General features: G+C 58.8%; 9 protein-coding genes. 6 read left to right on the top strand and 3 right to left on the bottom strand.

What is annotated here, in order from left to right; translation table 11 throughout:
* Positions 1-4 precede the first annotated feature (4 nt).
* Together ACSEXW_RS00280 and ACSEXW_RS00275 are read right to left on the bottom strand one after the other, a co-directional pair.
* Positions 5-1,585: a response regulator transcription factor gene (locus ACSEXW_RS00280; RefSeq protein ID WP_438444083.1), complete on the bottom strand. Its 1,581-nt coding sequence runs from the start codon at positions 1,583-1,585 to the stop codon at positions 5-7.
* Between the two features lie 18 nt (positions 1,586-1,603).
* Entirely contained in the window at positions 1,604-3,385 is a 1,782-nt protein-coding gene (locus tag ACSEXW_RS00275; RefSeq protein ID WP_438444082.1) for a sensor histidine kinase, read from the bottom strand.
* A gap of 199 nt (positions 3,386-3,584) precedes the next feature.
* Here ACSEXW_RS00275 and ACSEXW_RS00270 point away from each other — a divergent pair, with 199 nt between their 5' ends.
* The 4 genes from ACSEXW_RS00270 to ACSEXW_RS00255 all read left to right on the top strand — a co-directional run bounded on the left by ACSEXW_RS00270 (position 3,585) and on the right by ACSEXW_RS00255 (position 10,174).
* Positions 3,585-4,910 carry an ABC transporter substrate-binding protein gene (locus ACSEXW_RS00270; protein ID WP_438444081.1) on the top strand — a complete coding sequence of 442 codons (1,326 nt, stop codon included), beginning with the start codon at positions 3,585-3,587 and terminating at the stop codon, positions 4,908-4,910.
* Between the two features lie 15 nt (positions 4,911-4,925).
* On the top strand, positions 4,926-5,798 hold the full coding sequence (locus tag ACSEXW_RS00265) for a carbohydrate ABC transporter permease (RefSeq protein ID WP_438444080.1): 873 nt from the start codon (positions 4,926-4,928) through the stop codon (positions 5,796-5,798).
* Positions 5,798-6,628 carry a carbohydrate ABC transporter permease gene (locus tag ACSEXW_RS00260; protein WP_438444079.1) on the top strand — a complete coding sequence of 277 codons (831 nt, stop codon included), beginning with the start codon at positions 5,798-5,800 and terminating at the stop codon, positions 6,626-6,628. The genes ACSEXW_RS00265 and ACSEXW_RS00260 overlap by 1 nt, the downstream gene beginning before the upstream one ends.
* A gap of 123 nt (positions 6,629-6,751) precedes the next feature.
* Positions 6,752-10,174 (top strand): glycoside hydrolase family 2 TIM barrel-domain containing protein, encoded by a 3,423-nt coding sequence (locus tag ACSEXW_RS00255; protein ID WP_438444078.1) that lies wholly within the window; start codon positions 6,752-6,754, stop codon positions 10,172-10,174.
* Between the two features lie 72 nt (positions 10,175-10,246).
* Here the strand turns inward: ACSEXW_RS00255 and ACSEXW_RS00250 are convergent, their stop codons facing one another.
* Positions 10,247-11,146 carry a DUF4405 domain-containing protein gene (locus ACSEXW_RS00250; protein ID WP_438444077.1) on the bottom strand — a complete coding sequence of 300 codons (900 nt, stop codon included), beginning with the start codon at positions 11,144-11,146 and terminating at the stop codon, positions 10,247-10,249.
* A 215-nt stretch (positions 11,147-11,361) separates the two neighbouring features.
* Here ACSEXW_RS00250 and ACSEXW_RS00245 point away from each other — a divergent pair, with 215 nt between their 5' ends.
* Both ACSEXW_RS00245 and ACSEXW_RS00240 read left to right on the top strand, forming a co-directional pair.
* The gene (locus ACSEXW_RS00245; RefSeq protein ID WP_438444076.1) at positions 11,362-12,312 is read left to right on the top strand and encodes a carbohydrate ABC transporter permease; all 951 of its coding nucleotides are present in this window, start codon (positions 11,362-11,364) and stop codon (positions 12,310-12,312) included.
* 18 nt (positions 12,313-12,330) lie between these two features.
* Positions 12,331-13,164 carry a carbohydrate ABC transporter permease gene (locus ACSEXW_RS00240; RefSeq protein WP_438444075.1) on the top strand — a complete coding sequence of 278 codons (834 nt, stop codon included), beginning with the start codon at positions 12,331-12,333 and terminating at the stop codon, positions 13,162-13,164.
* Positions 13,165-13,250: the final 86 nt, after the last annotated feature.

Here is a 13,250-nt window from a genome sequence, read left to right as displayed (position 1 = left end):
TGCCTTACCGGTCCGTGACGGCTAGCGCGGCCTTGTATTCCGTCGGGCTGTAGCCTGCGTATTCCTTGAACACCTTCGAGAAGTAATGCTGATCGTGGAAGCACAGGGCATCCGAGATCTCCTTGATCTTCATCTCGGGACGGGCCTCCATCAGCCTACGGGCTTCCCGGATCTTCAGCTCCAGGTAATAGCTGACGAACGTACTCTGGGAATACCGCTTCACCACGCGGCTGATGTACGAGGAGCTCACATGGAACCGGGCGGACAGATCGCCCATGGTCACTTGGGCGTACAGGTTGGTCCGCAGATGCTCGTCGATCTTCTCGAACAGCTCGGTGCCGCTCTTCTTGTTGGCGTTCTGCACGAAATCGAAGCACTCCCCGAACAGACGCAGAAGCCGGGTGCAGAACTCCTCATAGCCGGTCTGCCCGGACCCGGACCCGCTCTGCCCGGACCCGGACCCGGTCTGTCCGGCCCCTGCATGCCCGAACAGTAGCCGAACCTCCTCCCGGACATCCCAATCCTTGCGGCCCATGTGGGCCAACGCCATGGACTCGAAGGCCTCCGCCAGCCGGTAGACGAAGCGCTCCAGCTCTGCGGCGGTCACGGCGCTCCGCCGCCACTTATTCAGCTGTTCATTCAGCTGAAGAAGAAACCGCTCCTTCTGAAGCCGGTGAATCATGGCCGAATAGGGCTCCGCCAGCCGGTCGGACGTTTCCCCCGGCGGGGAGGCACGGCTGTCGCGGGGAGGGAGACTGCCATCCATCAGCGCCGGTACAAAAAGCGGTCCCGACTCCACCAGTAGCAAGGAAAGATCACGGTACCGCTCGTGCAGCCTTGCCGCCTCTACGGGCGCAGGGTGATAAGCTAGAGAAACGGAGGGGTGGAGCGTCAAGAGCCGGGCGTGAATCCTTTTGGCCGTCTCCGGAGTGCCGCTGCGGTCCGGTACGTACGAAGCATGGGCAAGGATCAAGGTGTGGGAAATATCCCGTGCAGGGAACACCCAATAAGGATTCCCGGCAAATACGTCCCCCAAGACGGATCGAAGCATCAAGGCGGAGCCCCCCGCTTCCGGCACGGCTAGAGGCGGAAAAGGGGGCCAGTACGCAACCCACAGCAGCTTGGGCTGCTCGAAGAAGTCCGGCCCAGGAGGTGTATCCGACTCCAGCTCCACGATTCCGTCCAGCACATACTCTCCGCCGGACTGTTCCTCCCGAAGCAGACCGATGATCCGTTCCATCACCTCCGACAGCTGGCTGGGCTCTACCGGCTTCAGCAAATAATCGTTCACCTGCAGGTTCAGAGCCTTCCGCGTGTACTCGAAATCGTTGTAGCCGCTGATGAGAACCGCCTTCAGGCGGGGGTTCAGCTTCTTGGCCTGCTCGATCAAGGTAAGTCCGTCCATCCTCGGCATCCGGATATCCGTCAGCAGGATGTCGATGGCCTGGCCGCCCAACAGCTCCAGCGCCTCCTCCCCGTTGGAAGCGGTGGCCGCCACCTCCACCGGCAGTCCGGAGGCTTCCACAAGCGCCCGGATATTCCGCTGGATCGGCTTGCTGTCCTCCGCGATAAGCGCTTGATACATCCGCAACACCCCCTTCAGCTAATAGAAATCCCGGGTCATGGAGGCGATGATCTGGATCGTCGCCCCTTGGCTTCCGGTATTGTTGTACAGATTGAAGAATAGCCGGTTCCGGTACATCAGCTTCAGACGGTTGACCGTATTGACGATGCCCATGTTTCCGATGGCCACCGCCGCACGTTCTCCCTCCGGGGCAGCCGGATCCAGCGTCTCCACGTTGGTCAGAATCTCCTTGATCTTCCGTTCCTCGAATCCGCACCCGTTGTCCGTGATCTCCACCGCCCACAGCCCGTTGTACAGCTTGGCCTTCACCTGGATGATCCATGGAGGGCCGGTGCGATCGAAGGCGTGCTCGATGCAGTTCTCCACGAACGGCTGGATGACCAGCCGGGGCAGAAGCACCGACTCCACTGTGGGATCGATATCCAGCTCCCACCGAAGATCGTCCTCATACTGCTGTTGGATCAGAGCCAGATACCGGCGCGTATGCCCGATCTCATCCAGCAGGGTCACGTGCTCATAGGGAGAGGAGACGACGTACCGCAGATTTTCGGAGAGGTGCTTGCACATGTCGCTGACCGTCTGCTGCTTGCCCTCCTGGGCGGCGATGCTGATCAGATAGAGCACATTGTGGATGAAGTGTGGGGCGATCTGCGCCTGCAGGGCGGAATGCCGGGCCATAGCCTCCTTGTGCACGGCCAGCTTTTCCCGTTCCAGGGATTCCTGGAGACGGTCGAACAGCTCGTGGAAAGCTTCGTTCAGGAGCAGCAGCTCGTTGTTGTACAGGCGGCTGTCCATCTTCATGCTCAAGTTGCTGTAGTTCATCCGGAGGATGGCGCTGCGGAGCTTCTTGATGGGCAGCACCAGGCTTTTGGAGGTGAAATAGATGTAGAGGAAGGAGAAGAGCGTCAATGCTACGATCAGTACGATGGCGATGTTCTTGACGGAATTCACGGAGCCCAGGATGGACTTGCCGGGCGTGACCACGTAGACCATCCATCCAGCCGACGAGGTCGTCTGATAAGCGATGTAGTGATCCGGCGGGGCCTTATAGATGCCATTGGCGGAGGAGACATCCTCCCCGATGCGGAAGGGGAGCCCGTCGGTCCGATCCGAGGACCGGAAGATCACGCTTCCGGCCGCATCGGTCACATAGACGCTGCCGATGTTCCCCACGTCGATCAAGGTCTGGATGTCCCGCTGAACGAGCTGAATCGACAGGTAGCCGTAGAGGGTACCGTTCACATCGACGATGGAGCGAATGAAGGAGACGGGCGAAACTTCATCGGTATAGAGGAGGTAGGTGCTGTTCTCCAGCTTCCGGCGCGATGATTCGTCGGCGAGCACCGGTGAGAGGGACGGCATATCCCCAAACCCGATATAAGAGGCCAGCTCCTGCCCCTGCAGACTGTAGATGACGATGTCGTGGATATTGAGACTGGGGCCGACGGCACGGAACATGATATCGCTAAGGATTCGCTTCCGGTTCAGGTCTTCGAAGGCGGTGGAGGAGGCGCCGGGCTTGGAAGCGGATTCATCCAGGAAGGTGAAAATATCCCGATTGGACAGGATGCGCTGGGACAGCTGGTTCTGCATCGTCACATAGCCGTCCAGCTGGTTGGCCACCTTGGCGGCGGTCAGCAGGGTATCGCGTATGGTCCGCTCCTTAAGCGGCTTCAGCACCCCTACATTCACATAGATCAGGAAGCTGGCGAGAAGGATGATCAGGAGAACGAAGAAGGTGGCGAACAGCTTGGTCTGAAGATTGATCTGCAGCGGCTTCTTGCCCAGCATGGGATTCATCCGTACCCGCCTCCTTTCTTTTGGAAGAATCAGGAATACCCTTACTATAGCATCCGGTTTCGTCCCGTCACAAGGACCGTTCGGTTCAGAATTATACACGGCAACTGTCAACCACGAACATGTACTTCCCTGGAAGCGTTCCCTATAATCGGAAGTGTAGCCGGTTGCAACGGGACGATGAATAAACGGAGGGATTCCATTGAAGACATTATGGAAAAAGATCGTGTACGGAACGGTTGCGCTCACGACGGCGGCTGCCGTAGCCGGATGCAGTTCATCGGGCAGCGGCCCGTCGGCGTCCCCGGCGGGAACGGAGAAGGCGCCGTCCTCCCAAGCCTCCAAGGTCACCATCGAATTCGCCTTGGGCAAGAGCTCCGAGAACGCCGCCTTCGCCAACAAGGATCTGCTGGCGGAGTTTGAGAAAGCGACGAATATTCATGTGAACATCCAGATGCTTCCGTCCGAGCAGATCTCCACCATCATGCAGACCAAGCTGGCCGTCGGAGAAGTGCCGGATGTGATCCTGGCCAACCTCGTCAGCGCCGAGAGGGAATGGAACCTGGAGAAGAACTTCGAGCCGCTGGATAACGAAGCCTGGGTTTCCCGGCTGTCCAACAAGGACGTGCTGTCCTCCAAGGGACATATTTACGGCTTCCACCTGAACCAGGATGCGGGCCAGCAGGGGTTGGTCTACAACCAGGATATCTTCAAGGAGCTTGGGCTGTCGGTTCCCCGTAATTTCAACGAGCTGCTGGCCGCCTGCGAGAAGATCAAGGCTGCCGGAATTACGCCGATCTTCATGCCCTTCAAGGATTCCTGGTCCACCAACATCTGGACGGCGGCTGCCATCGCGGACTACGCCAAGAAGAACGACCCGAAGCTATGGGACGATCTGAACGCCAATAAGCGCAAGTGGACCGAGGTACCCTATCTGGAGTCCATCACCCAGCAGCAGCTGGACCTGTTCAAGAAGGGGTATACAAATAAGGACGTGCTGAGCGACAGCTACGATATGGCCGTGAACAAGTTCCTGAAGAAGGAAGTCGCCATGATGGCCATGGGCGACTGGCTTATCAACGACGCCTACCAGAAGGATCCGAACGTGCACCTGGGCTTGACGGCCATTCCTTACGCGGACAATGCGGATCTGGGAATCAGTCCCCTCGGCGGCCAGCTGTTCGTGCCCAAGAAGGCGAAGAATCTGGCGGCGGCCAAGAAATTCCTGGATTACCTGACCTCCAAGGAAGTCGGGCAGAAGATCGTCACCGCCAACAAGTGGATCTCCAACTTCAAGGATATCGAGACGCCGGAGCTGCCGCCCTTCAAGCAGCAGATCGTAGACACCTATATCAAGACCAACAAGACCGCCACCACGATGGATGCCTATCTGTCCATCGATATCTCGGAGCTGTGGAAGGGGTACCAGGATATGTTCGCAGGCGGCAAGACGCCGAAGGACGTCTATGCGGCATGGGATAAGAAGTACGCCCAGCTCATGAAGGATAAGAAGGCGGCGGGCTTCTAAGGCCCGAGGAATACGATGAGAATATCCAAACGACTGTATTCCTATTATCTCATCCTGCCCGCCCTCCTCTTGTACGCCGTCTTCTACGTGCTGCCTGCGGTCATCGGGCTGTTCTACTCCTTCACGGACTGGCGCCTGGACACGGAGGAGCTCTCCTTCAACGGCCTGTACAATTTCGAGCGGATCTTTACGGATGAGGTGCTGCTCCTGGCCATCAAGAATACGGTGATCTTCGCCGTCGTAACGGTAATAGGCAAAAACCTCCTGGCCATCCTCCTGGCCGTGGCCTTGAATATGAATCTGAAGACCAGAAACTGGCTCAGGGCCATTTTCTACTCGCCGTCCATCATCAGTGTGCTGGTGGTTAGCCTCTTGTTCACGCCCATGCTCCGCTCGGAGGGCCTGATCAACCGGATTCTGGATACCATGGGACTCGGTTTCCTCCAGCAGGCGTGGCTCACCGATCCCTCCATCATCATGCTGACCATCAGCGCGCTGTCGATCTGGCAGCATACCGGCTTCCAGATGGCCATCTATCTGGCGGGTCTCCAATCGATCCCGAGGGATTATTACGAAGCGGCGCGGATCGACGGCGCAGGCGGATGGAAGGGCTTCATCCATATTACGCTGCCGCTCCTACTGCCGGCCATCAACATCAATGTCATGCTGACCTTGATCGGCGGACTGAAGGTATTCTCGGAGGTGTTCGTGCTCACGGCCGGAGGACCGGGGAACTCCTCCCAGGTCATCGGAACCATCATTCTCCGGGCCTTCGGGGAAGGCAATTGGGGGCTGGGGACGGCCGTGAACACGCTGCTCTTCGTCACGGTGACGCTGATCGCCATTCCGCTCCTGCTCTATATGCGCCGAAGGGAGGTGCAGGAATAATGGCCGTGTGGCGCAAGACCGATTGGAGGGCCCGGTTCGTGGAAGCCCTCTTGATCCTGCTGGCCTGCACCATCATCGGGCCGATGCTGATCATGCTGCTCGGCTCCTTCAAGACCAGTGCGGAGGTGCTGGATTTCTCGCTGGCGCTGCCCAAGCGGTGGATGTTCTCCAACTACCGTCAGGTGGTGGAGCAGGGAGGCCTGCTCCGTGCCTTCTGGAACGGGGTCCTGATCTCCGGCGTATCGGCGCTCTTGAACATTCTGACCACCTCGATGGCGGCCTTCGTCATCGTGCGGCGGGACACGAAGCTATCCAACCTGATCTACCTGTTCTTCTTCATGGGGCTCATCGCGCCGGTCTCCATCATCACCACCATCCGGGTGGTGCAGTTCCTGGGCCTGTACGGAACGATCACCAGCGCGATCCTGATCTATGCTGCTCTGAACAGCGCGTTCAGCGTCTTCCTGTACGCCGGCTTCATGAAGTCCATCCCACAGGCCTTGGATGAGGTGGCTTTTTTGGAGGGGGCCCATCTCTTCGACATCTTCCTGAAGGTCATCTTCCCCCTGATCGTGCCCGTCAACGCCACGGTAGCGATCATGGTGTTCATGTCGGTCTGGAACGACATCACCATTCCGATCTACTTCCTGACGGACAGCACCAACTGGACCATGCCGCTGTCGGTCTACAACTTCTATGGCCGGTTCAGCCGGGACTGGAATCTGGTCTTCGCGGATCTGACCCTGACCTCTCTTCCGGTGCTCATCCTCTACCTGTTCGCCCAGAAGTACATCGTCAGCGGCTTGACGGCCGGGGCGGTGAAGGGCTGAACCGGAGCCGGTTCAACTTCTATAGTTTCTAGGGAAACGTCTAAGCTTTTTCGGGTGACCGGACCGCGAAGATTGTGTAATGCTGTTCGTGTAACCCATTGCGAAGAAACGGGGCATTCGGACATGAATCAGAACATTCTTTTCAACGAGGGCTGGGCGTTTGCCAAGAGCGGACTGGATGCCGTATCCTGCGACGGCCTGAGCTTCGAGCCGGTGGATCTCCCCCATGACTGGCTCATCTACGATACGCTTCAGCTGTATGAGAACAGCATCGGATGGTACCGCAAGTCCTTCGCTTACACTCCGGACGGACGGCAGGTGCTGCTGCGTTTTGACGGCGTTTACATGGATTCGACCCTGTACGTGAACGGGCAAAAAGCCGGGGAATGGAAGTACGGCTATTCCTCCTTCGAACACGAGATCACCGGCCTCCTGGCCGCCGGAGACAATGAAATTCTGGTTAAAGTCATCCATCAGAGCCCGAACAGCCGCTGGTACTCCGGAGCGGGCATCTACCGCAGCGTGTGGCTGAAGCTTCGGGACAGGACCCATATCACCTCGGACGGGATCTATATCTCCACCCGGCAGGAAGGGGATACCTGGCAGGTGGAGGTGGATGCCGGACTGAGCGTTCACGAGGACGTGCGGGTGATTCATTCGATTCAGCAAGGGGAGGAGACGATAGCGGTCTCCTCGCAGCGCGTGTATGCGGCGGATGGGCCCGGATTGGCGAACCGGCAAACGCTCCAGGTGGCCAACCCGCAGCTCTGGAGTCCCGACGAGCCGCACCTCTACCGGCTGGTCACCCGGCTGGTGAAGGAGGGCAACGATCAGGAAACGATCGAAACCGTTTCCGCTCCGCTGGGCTTCCGCACGGTCGAGATGGCCCCCGGGACGGGATTGCGGCTGAACGGCAAGAAGCTGAAGCTGAACGGGGTATGCGAGCATCACGATCTGGGCGCCTTGGGCGCCGCCTTCAACCCGGTCGCCTTAAGAAGAAGATTCAAGCTGCTGAAGGAGATGGGGGTCAATGCCATCCGGACCGCCCACAATATGCCGGCCCCGGAGCTGATGGACCTGGCGGATGAGATGGGACTGCTGGTCGTATCGGAGGCCTTCGATATGTGGGAGCGGGCCAAGACCCCTTATGACTACGCCCGGTTCTTCAAGGACTGGGCCTTGGCCGACGTGCGGAGCTGGGTCCTGCGGGATCGGAACCACCCGAGCCTCTTGATGTGGAGCATCGGCAATGAGATCTACGACACCCATGCGGACGAGAGGGGCCAGGAGGTCACCCGGATGCTCATGGAGGCGGTGCAGGCTTACGATCCGAAGGGGAACGCCAGGGTCACCATCGGCTCCAACTACATGCCCTGGGAGAACGCCCAGCGGTGTGCGGACATCGTCAAGGTGGCGGGCTACAACTACGCGGAGAAGTATTACGGGAAGCACCACGAGGAGCATCCGGACTGGATCATCTACGGTAGCGAGACGGCCTCCGTGGTTCAGAGCCGGGGCGTCTACCACTTCCCCTTCCGGCGCTCCATCCTGGCCGATGACGATGAGCAGTGCTCTGCCCTGGGGAACAGCACCACCAGCTGGGGAGCCAGATCGGCGGAGGCCTGCATTCTGGCGGAGCGGGACACCCCGTTCTCCCTCGGCCAATTTCTGTGGACCGGGTTCGACTATATCGGAGAGCCGACGCCCTATCATACGAAGAATTCCTACTTCGGCCAGATCGATACGGCCACCTTCCCCAAGGATTCGTACTACATCTACCAATCGGCCTGGACGGATTACCGCACCCGCCCCATGGTGCATCTGTTCCCGTATTGGGACTTCAATCCGGGCCAGCTCATCGATGTCCGGGCAGCCACCAACGCACCCCGGGTTGAGCTGCAGCTGAACGGCCGGACCATCGGAGTCTGCGACATCGACCATGAGCGCGGCACGGAGCTGGTGGGCTGGTGGCGGCTTCCTTACGAGGCCGGGGAGCTGAAGGCCATCGCGTACGACGAGGAGGGCCGGGTCATCGCGACGGATATCCGGAGATCCTTCGGTGACGCCCGGAGAATCCGGCTGAATCCGGATAAGGACCGCTTGCAGGCGGATGGGACGGACCTGATCTTCGTGGAGATTACAATGGAGGATGAGTCGGGGAATCCGGTGGAGAATGCGAACAACCGGGTTCATGTTCAAGTGACCGGCGCAGGGCGTCTGCTCGGTCTCGATAACGGAGACAGCACGGATTACGATCCGTACAAAGGCTTCAGCCGCAGGCTGTTCAGCGGCAAGCTCATGGCGGTGATCGGGGCGTCGCTGACCCCAGGCCCGATCCGGGTGGAGGTCATCTCCCATGGCTTGGAGAGCGGCGTGGCCGAGTTCGAATCCGTTCCGGCAGAGGTCGCCCGTGTGGAGGGCCTATCCGCCCACACGGCTAACCGGGAGCTGCCGTCCGTGACGGGGACCCTCGATGAGGTTCCCTTGCGGAAGCTGGAGATCGTAAGCGAGGAGGGACAGCTCTTCGAGGAGGGCCGGAAGGAGATGACAGTCCGCGTCCGGCTGTATCCGGAGAACACGTCCTACCGTGAGGTGGAGTGGAGCGTGACGGACGATGCGGGCATTCCCTCCAACATTGCCAAGGTGGAAGCGGAGGGCTTAACGGCCAAGCTGACGGCGCTGGGAGACGGAGAATTCCGCCTCCGCTGCACCAGCCGCAACGGCACGGACAAGACCAAGCTGATCTCCCAGCTGGAATTCAAGGCCGCTGGTCTAGGCACCGCGTATCTGAATCCGTACGGCTTCATCTCGGGAGGACTCTATGATTACAGCCGGGGCGAGGTTTCCAACGGCAATGAGCGTGGCGTCGCCACCAGCAGGGACGGGGAAACCCAGGTGGGCTTCCACGGGATCGACTTCGGCCCGTATGGGTCGGATACCATTACTCTCCCCATCTTCGCTTTATCCGGCGAAGCGTATGCCCTGCAGATCTGGGAAGGGATGCCGGAGGAGGCGGGCAGCACGCTGCTCGCGGACGTCATCTATCAGAAGCCGTCCATCTGGAACGTCTACCAGGAGGAGACCTACCGCCTGTCGAAGCGGCTGACCGGCATTACCTCGATCTGCTTCGTTCTACGGCAGAAGGTCCACATCAAGGGCTTCTCCTTCCAGCCCGCCAACCGGGCCTATGAGCGCAACGAGGCAGGGGATTGCGACCGGATCTACGGCGATACCTACTCTATAGCCGGCAAGCGGGTGGAGGGGATCGGGAACAACGTGTCCCTCGTGTTCGAACAGATGGATTTCGGAGCCGCTGGCGCGTCGCGGCTGACCGTTTGCGGCAGAACTCCCCTGGATAAGAACACCATCCATGTCCGCTTCGCCGGTCCGGAGGGAGAGAGCAACCAGCTGGTGGAGTTCGCCGGCACCGGCGAGTATGCGGAGCGGACCTTCGAGCTGGAGCGGGTGACGGGGATCCAGACGGTGACCTTCATCTTCCTGCCGGGCTCCAGCTTCGACTTCGGCTGGTTCCGGTTCGAGTCTTAAGCGCCTAGCCACTGAACGATAGCAGCAAGAAACCCGGCCTGTATCCCAGGCCGGGTTTCTTTCTCTTTCCGTTTAAGCGGCCGCCTGACGGATGCGCTTGCGGCGGATGCTGATCAGCTTATCCAGGTAATAGGTGATTCCGGCGAATACGGCCATGATGCCGAAGTAGGTGAGAATCACGGAGTAGAAGCTGGGGCTCGCCATGCCTCTGCCCGGTGCTCCACTCGGTGCTCCACCCGGTGCGCCTCCCGGTTTGCCGGCCGGTCGGCCCCCTGCGCCGTTGGCTGAAGCACCGGACGCTTGGCCTCCTGGTTGCTGACCCCCCTCTTGGCCTCTCATACCCTGGGGACGCCCACCCTCCATTCCTGCATGACCGGCAGGGACGGAAGAGACCTGGAACACATTTTGGACCATCTGGAGCTTGTTCAGGAACTGGTTGTCGTACATCTGGTAGCTTCCGTAACCCAGGACCAGCACGGCCAGGGCAATCATGACGAATCGGGCGGCAAGCTTGGGCATCTTCAGATGCAGCAGCCGCTGGAACATGCTCATGACCCAATGCCAGTGCAGGCCGATGTGGACGCCGATCAGGACGAGGGTCAGGTACGAGACGCCCATATGCGTCAGCTTGAACCAATTCTCATTGCCATATCGGAAGCCGGGCAGCACCACCTTGGAGATAAGCAGGCCGCTTATCATGACGAAGCCCATGCAGATCAGGAGCAGCAGGTTCAAAAAGTAGCTGAGCCGGGTTTTGCCGGGCAGTTTATTATCGAACAGGCGCATGGTGATTTTCTGCACGAACCGGTAATTCAGAAGAATGTGCATCAGGATGGCGAAGCCGATGGCGATTCCGGCGATCTCGTGGAAGGCCAGCCCGCCCAGGACCCTTTTATTGAACAGCAGGGCGAACGTAACGCCCATCGCCATATCGAGCACCAGCTTCACGACATTTTTCCTCTTCGTATTCATGTTCATCCCCCTCTTCGTATGGACCTTATTATGGCAGAGCGAATTGAAGGGGGGCTGAAGAGTTCCTGAAAAAAGGCTGAATGCCGGTCGAACCGTTCGTCCGTCACACCGGAAGGTCAAAATATTACACATCCCGCCCTACGAATTCTACCCCGTCAACCCGGCGTCCGGGCCCTACAATAGGAGCATAAGCATGGTGCAGAGGAGAGATGAGAATGAAACCGTCCCTGGCAACGCAAGCAACCGCGGCGGCGATCACCAAAAGGACCAAACGGATCTATTGGAACAAGCGGCGGCGGGAGCAGCTGGCAGGCTGGATCTTCGTAGCCCCCGAGGTCATCGGAATGCTGCTGCTGTCTGTCGTTCCCCTGGCGTTCAGCCTGTTCCTGAGCTTCACCGAGTGGAATCTGGTCGGCGGGCTGAAGGCTATCCACTTCATCGGCCTGGACAATTTCGTCGAGCTGTTCCACGATGACAAGTTCCTGAAGGCCTTGAAGAACAACTTCATCTTCACCGCTGTGACGGTGCCGCTCGGCATCGGCTTGTCCCTCTTGATGGCGGCAATCATTCAGGCGCGGATCCATTTTAAGGAGTACTTCAAGATTGCCTTCTTCATCCCGTACGTGTGCTCGACCGTGGCCGTAGCCGCCGTCTGGTCCGCCTTGTTCCATCCGTCCCAAGGGCCGCTGAACCAGCTCCTGATGCAGATCGGCGTGGATAGTCCGCCTAAGTGGCTGGTGGACACGACCTACTCGCTGGTGGCCATCATGATCATCTACGTGTGGCAGCTGCTGGGCTACCAGATCGTCATCTTCATCGCGGGCCTGTCCAATATTCCGGACGAGCTCTACGAATCGGCCAGCATCGACGGAGCCACCGCCATCCAGCAATTCCGGCATATTACGATGCCCCTGCTGGGACCGACTACCTTCTTCCTGACGATTACAAGCATCATCTCGTCCTTCAAGGTGTTCGACATCATCAAGTTCCTGACAGGCGGCGGACCCAATTACGCCAGCACCGTGCTGGTCTACCAGATCTACGAGGAAGGCTTCCAGAAGTTCAATATGGGCTATGCCGCAGCCATGTCCTGGGTCTTGTTCCTGATCATCGTGGTGGTCTCTTCCGTCACCTCCTATTTCCAAAGCCGCAAGGTTCATTACTAATAGAAGGAGGCGCACACCATGACGCGCAAATACGACTGGGGCAAGCTGGCCAATACGCTGGTCTTCGGCGCCCTATCCCTCTTCTTCCTCGTTCCGTTGATCTGGATGCTGTCCTCCGCCTCCAAGCCGGAGAATGAGGTGTGGACGTATCCGATCCAATGGATTCCCGAGAAATGGAATTTCGTGAAGAATTTCAAGGAGGTCTGGCTGGGCAAGGTGCCGTTCTACGAGTTCTATCTGAACTCGATCAAAATCTCCGTGGTGGTCACGGCGGCCACCATCCTGTTCTCCTCCATGGCGGGCTTCGCCTTCGCCAAGCTCCGGTTCAGCGGCAAGAACTGGCTGTTCGGCCTGCTGCTGTCGTTCATGATGATTCCGGAGCAGGCGACACTGGTGCCCCGCTACCTGATGATCAAGTACATGGGCCTGTACGATACCCACAGCGCCATCTACTTCCTCTTGATGTTCTCCATCTACTTTACCTTCTTGATCCGCCAGTTTATGATGGGGATTCATAACGACTTCCTGGAGGCGGCGGAGCTGGACGGCGCAGGGTACTTCCGGACCTTCTGGCAGATCATCCTGCCCTTGTCCAAGCCCATTCTGGCCACCGTGGCCATCATCAAGTTCATCTGGTCGTGGAACGATTACCAGACTCCGCTGATCTTCCTGTACACCAAGAAGCTGTTCCCCATCCCTCTGGGCATGCAGTACTTCAAGGAAGAGTTCGCGACCAATATCTCCGTCATGATGATGGCTTCCTTATCGGCCATCCTGCCGCTTCTGATTCTGTTCCTGGTGCTGCAGCGACACGTGATCAAGGGCATCTCCCTGGGCGGGGTAAAAGGATGACACATAAAGTCAAAAAACTACACGCACCGAAGGCAATGGACTACACAGGGTCTCATCCGCACCGTGACTATAATGGGAAGTGTAAA

It is taken from the genome of Oryzibacillus soli (genome assembly GCF_051594765.1).
In the GTDB taxonomy this organism is placed as follows: Bacteria; Bacillota; Bacilli; order Paenibacillales; family NBRC-103111; genus Paenibacillus_AR.
This window is presented reverse-complemented; position numbering and strand designations above follow the sequence as displayed.

Excerpts from the sequence above, each read along its gene's own strand:
- ACSEXW_RS00280 (WP_438444083.1), bottom strand. The coding sequence starts at position 1,585 with ATGTATCAAGCGCTTATCGCGGAGGACAGCAAGCCGATCCAGCGGAAT.
- ACSEXW_RS00275 (WP_438444082.1), bottom strand. The coding sequence starts at position 3,385 with ATGAATCCCATGCTGGGCAAGAAGCCGCTGCAGATCAATCTTCAGACC.
- ACSEXW_RS00265 (WP_438444080.1), top strand. The coding sequence starts at position 4,926 with ATGAGAATATCCAAACGACTGTATTCCTATTATCTCATCCTGCCCGCC.
- ACSEXW_RS00260 (WP_438444079.1), top strand. The coding sequence starts at position 5,798 with ATGGCCGTGTGGCGCAAGACCGATTGGAGGGCCCGGTTCGTGGAAGCC.
- ACSEXW_RS00255 (WP_438444078.1), top strand. The coding sequence starts at position 6,752 with ATGAATCAGAACATTCTTTTCAACGAGGGCTGGGCGTTTGCCAAGAGC.
- ACSEXW_RS00250 (WP_438444077.1), bottom strand. The coding sequence starts at position 11,146 with ATGAATACGAAGAGGAAAAATGTCGTGAAGCTGGTGCTCGATATGGCG.
- ACSEXW_RS00245 (WP_438444076.1), top strand. The coding sequence starts at position 11,362 with ATGAAACCGTCCCTGGCAACGCAAGCAACCGCGGCGGCGATCACCAAA.
- ACSEXW_RS00240 (WP_438444075.1), top strand. The coding sequence starts at position 12,331 with ATGACGCGCAAATACGACTGGGGCAAGCTGGCCAATACGCTGGTCTTC.